Annotated in this window: 13 protein-coding genes; 9 read left to right on the top strand and 4 right to left on the bottom strand. The window is 66.0% G+C overall.

Annotation, left to right across the window (positions count from 1 at the left end; all coding sequences use genetic code 11):
* Positions 1-102: 102 nt before the first annotated feature.
* From ddaH to KPL76_RS04115, 3 genes are read left to right on the top strand one after another with little or no spacing between them, the layout of a single operon-like run.
* Complete coding sequence (gene ddaH / locus KPL76_RS04125) at positions 103-1,032, top strand: dimethylargininase (protein WP_216335247.1); 930 nt, start codon at positions 103-105, stop codon at positions 1,030-1,032.
* Positions 1,029-2,291, top strand: coding sequence for an ornithine--oxo-acid transaminase (gene rocD, locus KPL76_RS04120; protein WP_216335246.1), 1,263 nt, complete (start codon positions 1,029-1,031; stop codon positions 2,289-2,291). The genes ddaH and rocD overlap by 4 nt, the downstream gene beginning before the upstream one ends.
* A 33-nt stretch (positions 2,292-2,324) precedes the next feature.
* Complete coding sequence (locus tag KPL76_RS04115) at positions 2,325-3,809, top strand: peptide MFS transporter (protein ID WP_256438723.1); 1,485 nt, start codon at positions 2,325-2,327, stop codon at positions 3,807-3,809.
* Between the two features lie 152 nt (positions 3,810-3,961).
* Here the strand turns inward: KPL76_RS04115 and KPL76_RS04110 are convergent, their stop codons facing one another.
* Together KPL76_RS04110 and KPL76_RS14890 are read right to left on the bottom strand one after the other, a co-directional pair.
* Positions 3,962-5,263 (bottom strand): alpha-hydroxy acid oxidase, encoded by a 1,302-nt coding sequence (locus KPL76_RS04110; RefSeq protein WP_216335245.1) that lies wholly within the window; start codon positions 5,261-5,263, stop codon positions 3,962-3,964.
* Positions 5,256-6,149, bottom strand: coding sequence for a FadR/GntR family transcriptional regulator (locus tag KPL76_RS14890; RefSeq protein WP_216335244.1), 894 nt, complete (start codon positions 6,147-6,149; stop codon positions 5,256-5,258). Before KPL76_RS14890 ends, KPL76_RS04110 begins: the two co-directional genes overlap by 8 nt.
* A 193-nt stretch (positions 6,150-6,342) precedes the next feature.
* Between KPL76_RS14890 and KPL76_RS04100 the strand changes: the two genes are divergently transcribed.
* The 3 genes from KPL76_RS04100 to KPL76_RS04090 all read left to right on the top strand — a co-directional run bounded on the left by KPL76_RS04100 (position 6,343) and on the right by KPL76_RS04090 (position 10,961).
* A complete protein-coding gene (locus KPL76_RS04100) occupies positions 6,343-7,707 on the top strand; it encodes a bifunctional glycosyltransferase family 2/GtrA family protein (protein WP_216335243.1) in 1,365 nt (454 codons plus the stop codon).
* A complete protein-coding gene (locus KPL76_RS04095; RefSeq protein WP_216335242.1) occupies positions 7,707-9,854 on the top strand; it encodes a glycosyltransferase family 39 protein in 2,148 nt (715 codons plus the stop codon). The genes KPL76_RS04100 and KPL76_RS04095 overlap by 1 nt, the downstream gene beginning before the upstream one ends.
* Before the next feature lie 135 nt (positions 9,855-9,989).
* Positions 9,990-10,961, top strand: a complete 972-nt coding sequence (locus KPL76_RS04090) for a PfkB family carbohydrate kinase (RefSeq protein WP_216335241.1) — start codon at positions 9,990-9,992, stop codon at positions 10,959-10,961.
* Between the two features lie 68 nt (positions 10,962-11,029).
* On the opposite strand, the gene KPL76_RS04085 is transcribed toward KPL76_RS04090, so the two are convergent.
* Positions 11,030-11,458 (bottom strand): DoxX family membrane protein, encoded by a 429-nt coding sequence (locus KPL76_RS04085; RefSeq protein WP_216335240.1) that lies wholly within the window; start codon positions 11,456-11,458, stop codon positions 11,030-11,032.
* 116 nt (positions 11,459-11,574) lie between these two features.
* Between KPL76_RS04085 and KPL76_RS04080 the strand changes: the two genes are divergently transcribed.
* From KPL76_RS04080 to KPL76_RS04070, 3 genes are read left to right on the top strand one after another with little or no spacing between them, the layout of a single operon-like run.
* Positions 11,575-13,347 carry a circularly permuted type 2 ATP-grasp protein gene (locus KPL76_RS04080; protein ID WP_216335239.1) on the top strand — a complete coding sequence of 591 codons (1,773 nt, stop codon included), beginning with the start codon at positions 11,575-11,577 and terminating at the stop codon, positions 13,345-13,347.
* Positions 13,341-14,273, top strand: coding sequence for an alpha-E domain-containing protein (locus KPL76_RS04075; RefSeq protein ID WP_205106251.1), 933 nt, complete (start codon positions 13,341-13,343; stop codon positions 14,271-14,273). Before KPL76_RS04080 ends, KPL76_RS04075 begins: the two co-directional genes overlap by 7 nt.
* Positions 14,270-15,115, top strand: a complete 846-nt coding sequence (locus tag KPL76_RS04070) for a transglutaminase family protein (protein ID WP_216335238.1) — start codon at positions 14,270-14,272, stop codon at positions 15,113-15,115. Before KPL76_RS04075 ends, KPL76_RS04070 begins: the two co-directional genes overlap by 4 nt.
* Before the next feature lie 159 nt (positions 15,116-15,274).
* Here KPL76_RS04070 and KPL76_RS04065 read toward each other — a convergent pair whose 3' ends face one another.
* A complete protein-coding gene (locus tag KPL76_RS04065; RefSeq protein ID WP_216335237.1) occupies positions 15,275-17,254 on the bottom strand; it encodes an Ig-like domain-containing protein in 1,980 nt (659 codons plus the stop codon).
* Positions 17,255-17,262: the final 8 nt, after the last annotated feature.

Genomic DNA, 17,262 nt, shown 5'->3' with positions numbered 1-17,262 from the left:
GGTCGACTATTGACAATATGCGCGTGCCAGACTAGGAGCTGGCGTGCTCTTCGGAGCCATCTACAGGACAGTGTCCGCCATCCGTCTCAATGAAGGATGCCCATGCCCACTCACACCACGCCCGATCTTGCTGCTGCAGCAGGAACCACCGTTGCCGACAGCGCCGCCATTCCGAACGTGAACGCCGACACCGTCTCGCCGTTCGTTCGCCAGGCAACGCCCCATACCTACCTCATGTGCCGCCCTGACTACTTCACGGTCACGTACAAGATCAACCCCTGGATGGACCCGGCCATCCCCACCGACACGGCCAAGGCGCTCGCGCAGTGGCAGTCGCTCTACGACACCTACATCGCCCTCGGCCACACCGTCGAGCTGATCGACCAGATCGACGGCTTGCCTGACATGGTCTATTCGGCCAACGGCGGATTTGTCATAGACAACATCGCGTACGGAGCCAGCTTCACCCACACCGAGCGCCAGGCAGAGGGCCCCGCCTACATGACCTGGTTCGCCGACAACGGCTTCCGGGTAGCCGAGCCCGAGAACGTGAACGAGGGTGAAGGCGACTTCATGCTCGTCGGAGACACGATTCTGGCCGGAACCGGCTTTCGCAGTGCATCCAATTCGCACGAAGAGGTCGCCCGCATCTACGGCCGTGAGGTCGTTACCCTGAATCTCGTCAACCCGAACTTCTACCACCTCGACACCGCCATCGCCGTGCTGAACGAGTCTGCGGGCGAGGCTCCGGATGCTGCGACCATCGCCTACCTGCCGAGTGCCTTCGACGCGGCCAGCCGGGCCGAACTCGAGCGCCGCTACCCCGATGCCATTCTCGTGAGCGAGGCCGACGCGGCAGTGCTCGGGCTCAACTCGATCTCCGACGGCTACAACGTCGTCATCGCCTCCCGGGCGGTCGGTTTCGAAGCGCAGTTGCGAGAACGTGGCTACAACCCGATCGGCGTCGACCTGTCGGAGCTTCTGCTCGGCGGCGGCGGAGTGAAGTGCTGCACGCTGGAGCTGCGCCGATGATCTCCCCAACCGGCCCCTCCACGACCGAGACTGCCGTGCCCAGCATTGTGACCTCCGAGGCTATCGCCCGCGAAGAGGCGCATGCCGCGCACAACTACCACCCGCTGCCGATCGTCGTCGAATCGGGCGACGGCGCGTGGGTCACCGCGATCGACGGCCGTCGGTACCTCGACTGCCTCGCCGCCTACTCTGCCGTGAACTTCGGGCACTCGCACCCCGTGCTGCTCGATGCCGCCCGCACCCAGCTGGGGCGCATCACTCTCACCTCACGCGCGTTCCACAACGACCAGCTCGGCCCGTTCGTGGAGTCGCTTGCGGCTCTGGCCGGCAAAGACATGGTGCTCCCCATGAACACGGGGGCTGAAGCCGTCGAATCCGGACTGAAGGTCGCCCGCGCCTGGGGCTATCGAGTGAAAGGCGTGCCGGAGGGGCTGGCGAACATCATCGTGATGGGCGGCAACTTCCACGGGCGCACGATCTCGATCGTGAGTTTCTCCGACGACCCCACCGCACGCGACGGGTTCGGCCCGTTCACGCCTGGGTTCCGCACGGTTCCGTACGGTGACGCCTCGGCGCTCGCGGCAGCCATCGACGAGAACACGGTCGCCGTGCTCGTCGAGCCGATCCAGGGCGAGGCGGGCATCATCGTGCCGCCCGCCGACTATCTTCCGGCGGTGCGCGAGCTCTGCACAGCGCACAACGTGCTCATGATCGCCGACGAGATCCAGTCGGGCCTCGGCCGTACTGGCGCCACCTTCGCCTGCGATCTCGTGGGCGTCGTTCCCGATCTCTATCTGTTGGGCAAAGCGCTCGGTGGAGGCATCGTTCCGGTCTCCGCGGTTGTCGGCAACTCCGAGGTGCTCGGAGTGCTGCACCCGGGCGAGCACGGCTCGACCTTCGGCGGCAACCCGCTCGCGGCGGCTGTCGGTTCGGCTGTAGTCGGCATGCTCGCGACCGGCGAGTTCCAGGAGCGCGCTGCCGATCTCGGCGAGCGTCTGGCCAGCCGGTTGAACGAGCTCATCGGGCACGGCGTTGTCGCGGTGCGCACCGCGGGGCTCTGGGCCGGTATCGACATCGACCCCGCGCTCGCAACGGGCCGCGAGGTGTGCGAGCTCCTCATGGAGCGCGGAGTGCTGGCGAAGGACACCCACGGTTCGACCATCCGTCTCGCTCCGCCTCTCGTCATCACCCCCGAAGACCTCGACTGGGCCGTGGACCAGCTCGCCGAGGTTCTGGCCGCCCTCCGCGCTCGCATGTAGCTCCAGCGCACGCGCTCTGCGAAGATACGTGGTGTGAGCAATGTAGACACGACCGCGCAGGCCCCTGCCGAGCATCCGGAGCCTGGGGGCAAGACGTTCTTCGGGCAACCGCGTCAACTGGCGAACATCTTCGGCGTGGAGATGTGGGAGCGCTTCTCGTTCTACGGCATGCAGGGCATCCTGCTGCTGTACTTGTTCTACCCCGCCGCGGAGGGCGGGCTCGGCCTGCCCAAAGACACCGCCGCGGGCATCGTCGGCGCGTACGGCGGTGCCGTCTACCTCTCCACGATTCTTGGGGCGTGGATCGCCGACCGCCTGCTCGGCTCAGAGCGCGTGCTGTTCTTCAGCGCGGTGCTCATCATGCTCGGCCACATTGCCCTTGCCCTGCTGCCCGGCGGGCTCGGCGTCGCTGTCGGGCTCGTCGCGATCGCCATCGGCAGCGGCGGACTCAAGGCGAACGCGACCTCGATCGTCGGCACGCTCTATTCAGAGAACGATCCGCGTCGCGACGCCGGATTCTCGATCTTCTACCTCGGTATCAACCTCGGCGCCTTCATCGGCCCGCTGCTGACGGGGCTCGCGCAGACGACCCTCGGCTTTCACTACGGCTTCGGCCTGGCTGCGATCGGCATGGCCATCGGCCTCACCCAGTACAGTTTCGGCCGCAAGCGCCTGCCCGCGTCGTCGCGGATCGTTCCGAACCCGCTCCCGGCCGACAGGCGGCCCCGGATGATCGTGGTCGGTGCCCTCGCCGTCATCATCATCGCCGTGGCCGTCGCGACCGGCTTGCTCAATGTGAGCAACCTCGTGACCGTGGTGATTGTGCTGACCGTGATCGCTGCGATTGCGTATTTCGCGATCATCCTGAGCAGTAAGCGCATCTCGAGTGTGGAGCGGAGCCGGGTGCTCGCGTTCATTCCGCTCTTCATCGCGAGCGTGGCGTTCTGGTCGCTGTACCAGCAGCAGTTCACGGTGGTGACGCTCTACTCCGACAGCCAGCTGAACCGGGACCTCTTCGGCTGGCAGATGCCTGTGTCGTGGGTGCAGTCGATCAACCCGATCTTCGTGATCATCCTCTCGGGGGTATTCGCGGCCATCTGGACCAGACTCGGCACGCGCCAACCGGCCACGCCGCTGAAGTTCGCCGCGGGCACGATCGTGATGGGGCTGGCGTTCTTCCTGTTCCTGCCGTTCGCGAACGGGGCCGACAACAGCACCCCGCTGATTGCGCTCGTGGGCATCCTGTTCGTCTTCACGGTGGCCGAACTCTTCATTTCGCCGGTCGGGCTGTCGATCTCCACGAAACTGGCGCCCGAGATCTACCGGACGCAGATGGTGGCACTGTTCTTCCTCTCGGTTGCGCTCGGCACGGCGATCTCGGGCAAGCTCGCCGAGTTCTACGACCCGACGAACCAGGTGCCGTACTTCGGCGTGCTGGGTGCGATCGCTGTGGTGATCGGCCTGCTGCTCGTGTTGGCGACGCCGCTCGTGCGGCGCCTCATGGCCGGGGTGCGCTGAAACGTCCCCAAACCGGGTCGTTTGGGGACGTTTGCGCGCACCTGCAGGCGCTGGCGGCGGTCATAGCTTGCGCGGTGCAGCGAAGCATCACCAAGCGGCGTCGTTTCGGGGCGTTTGCGCGCACCGGAGGGGTGGGGCCGGGGGCGGGCGTGTTACCGCCGAAGCACAGCTTCGTCGGCGCTGGCGTCGCGGCGAGCATCCACTGGATGCTCGCTCATAGCTCCAGCGCGCGGGATGAGGCGCTCGAGCTGGGTCACATGCGACGGCGTCAGCTCTTCGAGCGAGTTCACGCCGAGCAGGCGCATAGTGCGGATGATCTCACCCGAGAGGATCGCGATCATGCGGTCGACGCCCTCGCGCCCCCCAGCCATGAGCCCGTAGAGGTAGGCGCGGCCCACCAACGTGAAGCGGGCGCCGAGCGCTACGGCTGCGACGATGTCGGCGCCCGACATGATGCCCGTGTCGAGGTGCACTTCGTATTCTGATCCGACTTCGCGGACGACCTCGGGCAGCAGGTGGAACGGGATGGGCGCACGGTCGAGCTGGCGGCCGCCATGGTTGGAGAGCACGATACCGTCGACGCCCAGATCGGCGAGTCGCCGGGCATCCGACACGTTCTGAACGCCCTTGACGACGATCTTGCCCGGCCACTGCGCCTTGATCCAGGCGAGGTCGTCGAAGGTGACCGTCGGGTCGAACATGGAGTCGAGCAACTCGCCGACGGTTCCCGACCAGCGGTCGAGCGAGGCGAACGCGAGTGGCTCGGTGGTGAGAAAGTTGATCCACCATTCGGGGCGTGGGAGCGCATTGATGACGGTTCCGAGCGTGAGCTGCGGGGGAATGGAGAATCCGTTTCGCTTGTCGCGGAGACGGGCACCGGCCACGGGTACGTCGACGGTCACCAGAAGGGTGTCGAAACCGGCCTTGGCTGCCCTGTCGACCAGCGCCATCGAGCGCTCGCGATCCTTCCACATGTACAGCTGGAACCAGTTGCGGCCGTTCGGGTTCACTGCCTTGACGTCTTCGATGGCCGTGGTGCCCATGGTCGACAACGAGAAGGGGATGCCAGCTGCGGCGGCTGCGCCGGCACCGGCGATCTCGCCCTCGGTCTGCATCATGCGGGTGAAGCCGGTCGGCGCAATGCCGAATGGCATCGCGACGGGTGCGCCGAGCACGTCCCAGCCCGTTGTGACTTTCGACACATCACGCAGGATCGACGGGGTGAACTGGATGTCTTCGAAGGCCTGGCGGGCACGAGCGAGGCTGATCTCGCCCTCGGCGGCACCCTCTGTGTAGTCGAAGGCAGCCTTGGGCGTTCGCCGTTTGGCGATGGCTCGCAGGTCGGCGATGGTCAGCGCACCCTCGAGGCGGCGGCGCTTCGCATTCAGGTCGGGCGTCTTGAAGTGCATGAGCGGTGCGAGGTCGCGTACCTTGGGGATTCTGCGGTCAACCATGGGCGGGGATCGATCCTTTCGGCGTGGGGTTGTCTGGGTTGTCTGAGCTGCTTGGATTGTGAGGGCTGTCCGGGTTGTGAGGGAGAAGGAGCGCGGTCTGCCCGAACCCGGCTTCGGCGTAGTACCCGGTGATGTGCTCAGTGACGGCCGAGCGAGCGGCTTGCGAATCGGCCGCCTCGATGGCCCGGATGATCGACCGATGCTCGCGCTTCAACCTCGTTGCCGTGGTCGACCACGAGGCCAGGTTGCGCGCGCCGGCAATCGAGTACCCCTCGATCGAGTTGCGGAGGCCCGTCATCATCGAGGCGATCACGTCATTGCCGGCGGCTTCGGCGAGCGAGAAGTGGAACTGCGCGTCGAGCGCCAGGAACTCCGGCGGAGTCGGTTCACGGTCGCCCGTCGCCTCCATCGCGTCGAGGATCTCGGTCGCTGCCGAGAGGTCGAGCGGAGCGAGTCCGGGCGTCGCGCCGCGCTCGGCCAATTGGCCGGCAATGGCCGTCTCGAGAATGAGGCGGGTGCTTACGACATCGTCGACCCGAAAGCCCTGGGCTGCGACCTGCAGGCGCATGAGCGACGACATGCCGCCGGAGGGCCGGGCGATGATGATCGCGCCGGATTCCGGCCCAGACCCCGTCTGGGTGCGGAGGAGCCCGAGCACTTCGAGCACGCGCAATGCTTCGCGAACGGATGATCGGCTCACCCCGAGCTCAGACGCGAGCGTTCGTTCGGAGGGCAGGTGGTCGCCGGGTGCGAGGTCGCCGGAGACGAGCCGTGCCTCGAGGTGGGCGAGAACGGCCTCCCAGGCGCGGGGCGAGGTGGCGGCGGAGCCGTCCACGCGTGAGGAGGAGGGCACGGGTGCGGTGAGCGAACGTGTGGTCTGCGACATTGCGGGGCCCCGATCATCCCTTCGCTCGGTGTCATGGGTGTGGTAGGACCATGTGGTCTGACCACAGGTTATCGCATGATCGACGAACAGGGAAGCGTGACGAGAATGGCGTCGCGCCCCGGGCCCGCACGTTCATAGGCGAGTCATAGCAAACCGCAAGACCGCTGCGAGGCCGAGGCGAGAGAGTCTTCCCATGACCCCGCATGGCTCCCTCCTCGCCCTGGACGTCGTGGTGCCCGTCTACAACGAGCAGTTCGCTCTCGACGCCAGCATCCGCCGCCTCGCTGTCTACCTCGCCGACGAGATGTCGACGACCTGGCAGATCACCATCGCCGACAACGCCAGTACCGATGGCACGCCCCAGATCGCCGACCGGCTGGCCGACGAGATCGATGGTGTACGCGTCATTCACACCGGGCGCAAGGGCCGCGGTCACGCGCTCAAGCTGGCGTGGGGCTCGTCGATGGCTGGCGTGCTCGCATATGTCGATGTCGACCTGTCAACCGATCTTGCAGCGCTGCCACCTCTTGTCGCGCCGTTGCTCTCGGGGCACTCAGACATGGCGATCGGTACGCGGCTCTCCCGTTCGTCGCGAGTGGTACGCGGCGGCAAGCGCGAATTCATCTCCCGCAGCTACAACGTTCTGCTGCACGGCACGCTGGGTGCCAGTTTCTCTGACGCACAGTGCGGCTTCAAGGCGATCCGTGCTGACGTGGCCGCCAGGTTGTTGCCGCTGGTTCAGGATGACTCGTGGTTCTTCGACACCGAACTGCTGATCATCGCCCAGCGCAGCGGGCTTCGCATCCATGAGGTACCGGTCGACTGGATCGACGACACGGACTCACGCGTGGAGATCATGCCCACCATCAGGGATGACCTGCGCGGTGTCTTCCGGGTGGGGCGCGATCTTGCCAGAGGTGCGATACCGGTGCAGTCGATCTATGCCGAGCTCGGCCGCACGCCGATCGGGCCGGTGGCCAGGCCGTCGTTCCTCGGCCAAGTGCTGCGGTTCGGGGTGGTCGGTGCGCTCTCGACTGCGGCCTATGCGGTGCTTTACCTGCTGCTGCAGGGAGTCCTCGGGGCCCAGGCCGCGAACTTCAGCGCGCTCCTCATCACTGCTGTGGCCAACACCTGGGCGAACCGTCGCTTCACCTTCGCGATCAGGGGGCCGTCGAAGGCTGTCACCCACCAGTTCCAGGGCCTGATCGTGTTCGGACTCGCGTGGGTCATTACTTCGGGCTCTCTCGTCGTGCTTGCTGCCCTGGCGCCGAACGCTGGCACTGCGGTCGAGCTGATCGTGCTCACCGCAGCCAACCTCGTGGCGACCGTGCTGCGTTTCGTGCTTCTTCGCCGCTGGGTGTTCCGTGCTCCGAAATCAGCTGGCATCGACGTCTCGCATCTCTCCCTCACATCGGGCCAGGAACCCGCGTTCTCTACTGTCTCGGTGATCTCGGCCTCCGACGGAAAGCGCGCAGCTGAGACTCTCAGTGCGACACAGTCTCTCAGCGTGCCAGACGCGGCCGAACAGAACTCTTCACAGAAAGCGAGCGCAGCCTGATGAACAGCAGCACCCTTCCCCGGCCGTCCGCGTCCAGCAGTGGCATTGCCAACCCCGTGCCGGCCGACTTCGGGGGCAGAATCCGCTCCTTAGGCCGGTGGCTCGTGCGCGGCCGTTCCACCAACGCCGTGTGGGAGCGCCCGGCCTTCATAGGCCTGCTCCTGATCACTTCAGTGGCTTACCTCTACAACCTCACGAGCAGCGGCTACGCGAATGAGTTCTACTCTGCAGCCGTGCAGGCCGGGTCGCAGAACTGGGAGGCATTCCTCTTCGGCTCCTCTGACGCGGGCAACTCGATCACCGTCGACAAGCCTCCGGCGAGCCTCTGGGCCATGGCGATCTCCGTGCGGATCTTCGGCCTGAGTTCCCTGTCGATCCTCCTTCCGGAGGTGCTCATGGGCGTCGTCACGGTTGCCCTGGTCTATCTGATCGTGAGGCGCCACTTCTCACCGGGAGCCGCGTTGCTCGCCGGTGGAGTGCTCGCGAGCACTCCTGTAGCGGCTCTGATGTTCCGGTTCAACAACCCCGATGCCCTGCTCGTCCTCCTGATGACGGCGTCGGTCTACTTCACCCTGCGGGCGATCGAGAGTGGCCGCGTGCGCTGGCTGCTCCTGGCTGGCGTCATGATCGGGTTCGGAATCCTGACGAAACAGCTCCAGGCGTTCGTCATCCTCCCGCCCCTTGCCCTTGCCTACGCCTGGGCCGGGCCGGTGAAATTCGGCAAGCGCCTGCTGCACCTGCTCGCTGCATTCGGCGCAGTTATCGTCTCCGCCGGCTGGTGGGTCGCGTTGGTCGAGCTCGTGCCGGCGACGCTCCGCCCCTACGTCGGCGGGTCCCAGAACAACGACTTTCTCGAGCTGACCTTCGGGTACAACGGCTTCGGCCGCCTCACGGGCGCCGAGACCGGCAGCGTCACAGGCGGAGCCGGCAACGCTGCTGCCGGGGGAGGCCAGTGGGGTGCGACAGGCATCACCCGCCTTCTCGACGGCGAGTTCGGGGGCCAGATCGCGTGGCTCATCCCGGCGGCACTCGTTCTCCTTGTGGTGTCGTTCTTCCTCCTCCGTCGGCAGAAGCGAACGGATGCCCGGCGAGCCATCTTCGTCATGTTCGGCGGCTGGCTCGTTCTCACCGGTCTCATCTTCAGCTTCATGTCGGGCATCTTCCACGCCTACTACACCGTGGCGCTGGCACCCGCGATCGCAGGGGTCGTCGGGGCCGGGGCCGTGATGCTCTGGAACACACGGCGTCAACTCTGGGCCAGGCTCCTGTCTGCGGCACTCGTTCTGGGCACGGGCATCTGGGCTTTTGCGCTCCTGACTCGGGCCACTGACTGGCTGCCGTGGCTCAAGTTCGTGGTGCTCGCGCTCGCCGTCGTCGGGGCACTGCTGCTCGCGTTCCGCTGGAAACGGAGAGCGCTTCGGGTGACCGCGGTCGTCGTCTCCCTCGTCGCCGTGCTTCTGGCACCGACCGCGTACACGCTTCAGACGATCTCCACGGGGCACACCGGTTCGATCGTCACTGCAGGGCCGACGGTTGCGTCGTCCACCGGCTTCGGACGCGGCGGCGGCTTCGGTCGAGGTGGTGGCGCAGGCGGCGGGGGTACTCCCCCCGGCGGAACGGCGGGTGGGCCGGGTACGACGGGCGGATTCACTCCTCCTTTCGGTGCGGGCCAACCCGGCACCGGAACGGCCGGTGGTACCGCAGGCGGAACGACGGCGGGTGGAACGGGTGGCGCGGCCGCCGCTGGCACCCGCGGTGGCGGAATGGGTGGAGGCGGCCTCCTCGGGGGTGCGACCGTGAGTGCCCAGGTCAGCGCACTGTTGGCGGCCGACGCCTCGAGCTACACCTGGGCCGCAGCGGCGGTGGGCTCGCAGAATGCCGCAAGCTACCAGCTGGCCAGCCAGGCGGCGGTCATGCCGCTCGGCGGATTCAACGGCAGTGATCCCTCACCGACGTTGGAGCAGTTCCAGGCCTATGTGGCCTCGGGGCAGATTCACTACTTCATCTCCTCTGGCAACATCGGGGCGCCGAACGGTGGCAGCTCGGCATCATCGAGCATTGCGGCCTGGGTCGTCGCGAACTACACGGCGACGACGGTCGATGGAACCACGCTGTACGACCTGACCTCAGCGGCCGCCACCAGCTGAGAGTGGAAACTGAAGCGTGCGGGGAGAAACGCTCTCCTCGCACGCTGGCAGTGCGCGCTTTAGAGCGGCACGATCCAGACCCCTCGCCTAGGCTTGTTCTGCCCGAAGGGTTTGGGCACAGGCAGGAAGTCGTTCATGGGTCGCGTATTTGTACTGGGTTCGCTGAACGTCGACTCGGTTGTGAGGGTCGAGAGGCACCCGCTTCCGGGTGAGACCCTCCGTGGCGGTGATCTTGCGACCTTCTGGGGAGGAAAGGGCGCGAACCAGGCCGTCGCAGCGGCCGAAGCGGGAGCCGATGTCGTCTTCATCGGCCGGGTCGGCGACGACGGCGACGGTCGTGACTATCGCACACGCCTCGCGACGAGATCGATCGACATTCGTCCGCTCACTGTCACGAAGGGCGTCACCACTGGTCACGCGATGATCGCCGTCGACGCGCACGGGGAGAACACGATCATCGTCTCGCCCGGCGCGAACGCTCGCGTCGCGCTTTCGGATCTGACGCTGCTGCGCCGGGAAGAACTCGCACCTGTCACCCGTGCCCCGTTTGCCGAGGACGGCGAAATCGCTGCTGCAGCCGACATCGATGGCGATGACGCCCGGTCAGCAGATTTGGCTGGCGTTCCGAGTCTGCGCACGACCGACACGGTCTACGACTCCGAGCCCTCCCCCCTCAGCGAGGATGATGTGCTCCTCGTATCCCTGGAGCTCGATCTCGACGTCGTGCGCCAGGCGATCCGCTGGGCTTCGGCAACCGGAGCCCGAATCGTGCTGAACCTCGCTCCTTTCGCCGAACTACCGGCCGACGTTCTGGCGCTGGCCGACCCCGTCATTGTGAATGAGCACGAAGCGGCGGAGCTCCGGGCATCCGGTATCGAACCTGACTCGCTCCTGGTCACACTCGGCCCCGACGGTTCGCGCTGGGGAGGCATCACCGTGCCGGGTTCGCCCGTGGCAGACGTGGTCGATACGACGGGCGCAGGCGACACCTACTGCGGAACCCTCGCGGCGCGGCTTTCGCGCGGCGACTCGGCGCAAGCAGCGATGAAGGCCGCCAGTGCCGCGGCTGCCCGCTCGGTGGGGTGGCTCGGGGCGCAGCCAGCGTGACCACGACGCGAGACTGAGGCTCAGGCGCGCAGCTCGACCGCGCGGCTGTCGAAAACGCGTGCCGCTCGTTACTTGGCGCGCCGCCGGTTCAGCCAGGCGCCCGTGCTCCAGAGCGCCCAGAGCACCAACACGGGCTGGAAGACCAGTCGCACTGCGCGCCTCGTGTCGGTGTCGAGCCCGAACGCATCGCGATGGTTCACGAGCTGGGCGATGTTACCCGGAAAGATCGCCGTGAAGAAGGTCGCGGCGATCCATCCGACGGTGGTGCGGTGCTTTCGCGAAAGCAGCAGCGCCGACCCGAGCGAGATCTCGACCACCCCTGACGCGAGCACGGTGGCGTCGGGTGAGAGCGGTACAAAGTCGGGAACCTGCGCCTGGAAGTCCTTTCGCGCGAACGTCAGGTGGCTCGTCCCCGCGAACACGAGGATGCTGCCCAGCAGCACCCGGGCAATCGTTCGGCCGGTCGTGCTTGCGGGATACGCATTCTTCTTCGTCATTGAACCACTCAACCACACGATCCGCCGAAGGCGGGAACGGACTTGGCACTGCCGCGTGAGGCCGTACCCGTCAGCAAGAAACACACCGGCAACAACCCAGCGCTAGGCTCGCAACCATGGTTGACCTGTTCGCCGGCTATGGCGCCACCCTCTTGCCTCGCAAGCCCATCAAGGGCGCGAGCGCATACGACGAGATGTTCCCCGAACCAGACTCGTCGTCTCCCGTTGAAGCACGTGCGGCGTACAAAGACATCTACAACGCGCTCGCACGTATGACGCAAGAAGAGCTGCGGGGGCGCACTGATGCCCTGGCCAGCTCCTATCTCGCACAGGGAGTGACGTTCGACTTCGCCGGTGAGGAGCGACCGTTCCCGCTCGACGCGGTGCCCCGTGTCATCGAACAGAAGGAATGGGTCGGCGTCGAGAAGGGCATCAAGCAGCGGGTCAGGGCCCTCGAGGCGTTCCTCTCCGACATCTACGGGTCGCAGAACGCCATTCGCGACGGCGTCATCCCCGCCGGGCTCGTCAGCTCGTCCAGCCACTTCCACCGCGAGGCCGCGGGCATCGTGAGCGCCAACGGCGTGCGCATCCAGGTCTCCGGCATCGACCTGATCCGCGACGAGAAGGGCGCCTGGCGCGTTCTCGAAGACAATGTTCGCGTGCCCTCTGGCGTGAGTTACGTCATCTCGAATCGCCGGGTCATGGCGCAGACCCTGCCCGAACTCTTCGTCTCGATGCGGGTGCGCCCGGTCGGCGACTACCCCAACAAGCTCCTGCAGGCCCTTCGCGCGTCTGCCCCCGAAGGCGTCGAAGACCCGAATGTGGTCGTGCTCACCCCGGGTGTCTACAACTCCGCCTACTTCGAGCACACCCTGCTTGCTCGCCTGATGGGCATCGAACTCGTCGAGGGCCGTGACCTCTTCTGCTCCGGTGGCCGGGTGTGGATGCGCACGACGGCAGGGCCGACGCGCGTCGACGTGATCTACCGGCGCGTCGACGACGAGTTCCTCGACCCATTGCAGTTCCGTGCGGATTCGATGCTGGGTTCGCCGGGCATCCTGCTCGCTGCGCGCCTCGGCAACGTCACCATCGCGAATGCGGTGGGTAACGGTGTCGCCGATGACAAGCTCGTCTACACGTACCTGCCCGACCTGATCAGGTACTACCTGTCAGAAGAGCCGCTCATCCCGAACGTCGACACCTGGCGCCTCGAAGACCCGGGTGCTCTCGAAGAAGTGCTCGACCGGCTCGCCGAACTCGTCGTGAAGCCTGTCGACGGCTCAGGCGGCAAGGGGCTGGTCGTGGGGCCCGCCGCTTCGGCCAAGGAGCTCGAAGCTCTTCGCAAGAGGCTGATCAAAGACCCGCGTGGCTGGATCGCCCAGCCGGTCATCCAGTTGTCGACCATACCGACGCTCGTCGAAGACGGAATGCGCCCGCGGCACGCCGACCTGCGCCCCTTCGCGGTGAACGACGGCAAAGACGTGTGGGTGCTGCCCGGCGGGCTCACCCGCGTCGCGCTGCCCGAAGGCGAGCTCGTGGTGAACTCGTCGCAGGGCGGTGGGTCGAAAGACACCTGGGTCGTCGGGTTCGCCGGCGGGTTCTCGCCCATCGACGGCACTGCCGTTGTGGCGCAGAACATCCAGGGCCTCGTCGCCGACCAGGCAGCGAACACGCAGGCGATCCCCATCGTGGGGCACACCCCCGACCATTCGCCGTACGACAAGCCACGCTCGCACCAGGACCAGCAGGAGCAACAGCAGCAGCAGCGACTGGTGCCGGATGCCCGGACCTTCGCATCGCGATCGCTTGACCTTCCCCTCCCCGCCCCCCGCGCGGTCAACGCAGACGCCCTGCCCGCCGCGCGAACCGAAGGAGCAGCACAATGCTGAGCCGAATCGCCGAGTCCCTGTTCTGGATCGGCCGCTACATCGAGCGCAGTGACGGCACCGCGCGCATCCTCGACGTGCACCTCCAGTTGCTGCTCGAAGACCCGTGGATCGAGGAGAACCTCGCCTGCCGGTCGCTCCTCGCGGTCATGGGCAGTGAGATCCCACCGGACGATCACGAATTGACTCGTGCCGACGTGCTGGCGATCCTCGCTGTCGACCGCACGCAGCCCGCGTCGATCGCCTACTCGCTCGGCGCCGCCCGCGAGAACGCTCGCCGTGCCCGCGAGATCGTCTCGACAGAGTTGTGGGAGTGCCTCAACACCACCCGCGCCCGCATGCCGCGCAAGATCGCGGTCGAGAAGACACACGAGTTCTTCGCCTGGGTGCGTGAGCGCTCGGCGCTCGCCGTCGGCATCCAGGAGTCAGCGGCCAGCCGCGACGAAGCCTGGCACTTCTTCACCCTCGGCCGCAGCCTCGAACGCGCAGACATGACGGCCCGCCTGCTCGCCACCCGCAGCCTCACCGAGGCCAGCGGCCCGTCGTGGACCACGATTCTCCGCTCCTGCGGTGCCTACGAGTCGTACCTGCGCACCTACCGCGGCGTTCCGAGCGCGCGCAATGCCGCCGAGTTCCTTCTGCTCGACCGGCTCTTCCCCCGATCGATCCTCTTCTCGGTCACCCGAGCTGAGCAGAGCCTTCGCGACATCGAACCCCGAAACACCCGGCTCGCCGTCACCGACCAGGCCCAGCGCCTGCTCGGCCAGATCCGCAGCCAACTGGAGTACCGACCGATCATGGACATTCTGCACGACCTGCCTCACCACATGGACCTGGTGCAAGAAGCGACGAGTGAGGCGTCCGAGGCTATCCGCCAGCGGTACTTCCCCACCAACGCCGCACCGAGCTGGGTGGGTGAGAAAGTATGACCCGCCTACGCATCAAACACACCACCGGCTACCGCTACGAGGGCGAAGTCCAGGCCTCCTACAACGAGGCACGGATGCTCCCTGTGAGCTCCGACGGCCAGTTCGTGCTGTTCTCCAACCTCGACATCACGCCTTTGTCGTCGAACCACACCTACGTCGACTACTGGGGAACCAGGGTCAGCTCGTTCGAGGTGCTGACGGGTCACAAGGAGTTGGCACTCACGGCGAACTCGTTGATCGAGGTACGTCCCCGCGAGCATCCGCCGCATGATCTCAGTTGGGAGGGGCTCGCTGAGGCCTCGGCGAAGGTCACGTCGACCGTCGAGCAGATCAAGCAGACCCGTCTCACCGAACCGCCGGCCGAGGTTGCCGCCCTCGCTGCTGACATCGCTGCCCGCTTCGACAACCCCTGCGACGCTGCTTTCGAGATCTGCAGTGAGATCGGGCGCCAGGTCGACTACATGACCGGCGTCACCGGCGTGCACACGAATGCGCGCGAAGCCTGGGTCGAGAAGAAGGGTGTCTGCCAGGACATCACCCACATCGCCCTCGGCGCCCTGCGCTCCGTCGGAATTCCGGCACGCTACGTCTCGGGCTACCTGCACCCGAAGCCGTCTGCGCCGATCGGTGAGACCGTCACCGGGGAATCGCACGCCTGGGTCGAGTGGTTCTGCGGGGAGTGGCGCGGGTTCGACCCGACGAACTCCATCGACATCGGCGACCGCCACGTCACCGTGGGTCGCGGCCGTGACTACAACGACGTCGCTCCGCTTCGCGGTGTCTACGCCGGCCCGTTCGGTTCGCGCCTGTTCGTCTCGGTGGAGATCACCCGGGAGGCCTGACGAAAAGCGTTGACGCAAACCGTTGACGCAAACCACTGTCGAGCACCCCGACGCACATCGCTGACGTGCACCCCTGACGTGAGCCCCCGGTGTGCAGGGTTGACGCGCAGTCTTGATGCGCAGTGACGGCGTCACACATACCGTCACCGCGCGTCACGACTACTGCACGTGCACGGTCACAGTCACCGGATCACTGTGTGCTCCCTGCGGCCCTCCGAGGCGGTAGCGGAAGGTATCGTCGCCACGGAACCCCGCGTGCGGTGTGTACCGGATGCTCCCATCGGCATTCACCTGCACGTCGCCGTTTGCGGGCGGGTTGCCTGCCTCGACCAGCCAGCCCTCGCGCCCGGCAGGGAACACATCGTTCGCCGTCAACCCGGTGCCTGCACCAGCAACGTTCAAGGAGCCGCCGCTGGTCACCCTGAATTCGTCGGCGACTGCGGTGGCCGGGGGTGCGATTTTCACAGGAATCGCGGTGGGCGCACTCGCACGGCCCGCCGAATCAATGGCAACCACGTAGGCCGTGTCATCACCGCTGAAGATGGCGTCTCTGGCTCGGTAGAACAGTGCGCCGCTGGGTTTGACCGTGAGTTGCCCGTGGGCCTCGGGGTGGTACACATCGCTGAGTCGCGAACCGGCCGCAACGGAACACGAGAGTGCATCGAGCTGCACCTGTGCCGTACGGTTCTGCACGACGGCGCTGCCCGTGCACACCGGGGAATCCGGCTGGATCGTCACGGTGTCGGTCTTTGCCGGTGCATCATTCACCGAAGACAGAACACTCGCGGTGTTGCTCGTCCCCGAGAGTCTGAAGTGAAGTGAGAGTGACCTGATGTCGCCCACGTTCATGAACGATCCCTTGTAGGTGATCGTCGTGCCGTCGAGCGAACCAGACCGTACCCAACCCGCGGGAACGGATGCCTCCGATGCGTTTGCCAGTCCATTCACGCTGAGTTTCACCGTCGGCGAGCCCGCAGATGTCGCTCGCAGAGTCACGCCGTAGGTCACGTCGGCACCCGCTGCAGGCGCGTGCCCTGGCGAGATGAAGCTCGTCGTCTCCATCGACCCGTTGAACGGCGAAACCCGTGCGTGGGAGAGGTTGTAGCTTGCTCCCACAGCATGGGCGCCGATGAGGCCGTGCACGGAGGCTATCGAGACCAGGTCGGCCGACGAACCCGCGGTCGGTTTCGCTGTGACGAGAAAGGTGAAGACTCCCGATGAGTTGGCTGCCATGGGGTCGACCACGCAGCGCAGTGCGAGCCCACTCGCGCTCGGGCAGGAGCCACCGGGTGGCATCGCTGAGACTTTTGTCACGGTGAAGGTCGACTCGTCGACTTCGAGACTCATTGGTCGCGCGAAAGCGTGGGTGTTCTTGAGCTCCACGCTGTACGTGAACTCGTTCGTTCCCCCTGCGACCGGAGTGAGGCTGGCGCTGGAGACGGGCAGTTCGCTCGAATGTGTTGGCGGGGTGGTCGTAGGGGTGGGAATGGGAGTAGCTGTCGGCGAAGGACCGACGACATACTCATCGACGTCGACATTGTTGGTGTCGATGACCGATTGAAGCCATCCTGTGCGGTTCAGGCAGTCAAGCTGCCACTTGACCATGAGCCCGTTGCCGAGGGAGAAGTCCCTGATCGTGATGGTGTCGCGGCCGCCCGTGTCACCATCGCCGTGCAGGTCGAAGATATCCCGCTGGGCGAAGAACTTGCCGTCACGGTAGTAATACGTCGAGGCTGTTCCGTTGGCGTAGGAGTATGACTCTGTCGTGACCGTGCCTCTGGCGTAGAGCTCCTCGGGCATCGAGGGGGCTTCATTGACGCAGTACGACGACATCATGCCCGGCGCAACGGCACCTCCAGGCATGAAGGCACTGCTGAATCCGCCGGGGCCGGCCGTGCTGATGAACCCCCCGCTGGTGCCCACCTCGCAGTCGATACCGTTGCGTGCCGCGTAGTCGCCTAGACCTGGTGTGTATGCACAGTCGATCGAGAGGGCAGAGGCCGTGGTCGCCGGAATCACCACCAACCCGCTGACGAGGGTAAGTGCCGACAGTGCCGCAATAAGAAGTCGTCGCCTGCGCCGCCTCCGGCCCGGTGTTTGGTGAGCCCCCAGGCCATCGCTGCTGACAGGTGACGACACGTTCCAGT

Origin of the sequence: Subtercola sp. PAMC28395 (genome assembly GCF_018889995.1) — a bacterium.
Lineage (GTDB): Bacteria > Actinomycetota > Actinomycetes > Actinomycetales > Microbacteriaceae > Subtercola.
Note: the sequence above shows the minus strand (reverse complement) of the source record. Positions and strands in the feature narration are given on the sequence as shown.

Coding starts and splice junctions, on each gene's coding strand:
- ddaH (WP_216335247.1), top strand. CDS start 103: ATGCCCACTCACACCACGCCCGATCTTGCTGCTGCAGCAGGAACCACC.
- rocD (WP_216335246.1), top strand. CDS start 1,029: ATGATCTCCCCAACCGGCCCCTCCACGACCGAGACTGCCGTGCCCAGC.
- KPL76_RS04110 (WP_216335245.1), bottom strand. CDS start 5,263: ATGGTTGACCGCAGAATCCCCAAGGTACGCGACCTCGCACCGCTCATG.
- KPL76_RS14890 (WP_216335244.1), bottom strand. CDS start 6,149: ATGTCGCAGACCACACGTTCGCTCACCGCACCCGTGCCCTCCTCCTCA.
- KPL76_RS04100 (WP_216335243.1), top strand. CDS start 6,343: ATGACCCCGCATGGCTCCCTCCTCGCCCTGGACGTCGTGGTGCCCGTC.
- KPL76_RS04095 (WP_216335242.1), top strand. CDS start 7,707: ATGAACAGCAGCACCCTTCCCCGGCCGTCCGCGTCCAGCAGTGGCATT.
- KPL76_RS04090 (WP_216335241.1), top strand. CDS start 9,990: ATGGGTCGCGTATTTGTACTGGGTTCGCTGAACGTCGACTCGGTTGTG.
- KPL76_RS04085 (WP_216335240.1), bottom strand. CDS start 11,458: ATGACGAAGAAGAATGCGTATCCCGCAAGCACGACCGGCCGAACGATT.
- KPL76_RS04080 (WP_216335239.1), top strand. CDS start 11,575: ATGGTTGACCTGTTCGCCGGCTATGGCGCCACCCTCTTGCCTCGCAAG.
- KPL76_RS04075 (WP_205106251.1), top strand. CDS start 13,341: ATGCTGAGCCGAATCGCCGAGTCCCTGTTCTGGATCGGCCGCTACATC.
- KPL76_RS04070 (WP_216335238.1), top strand. CDS start 14,270: ATGACCCGCCTACGCATCAAACACACCACCGGCTACCGCTACGAGGGC.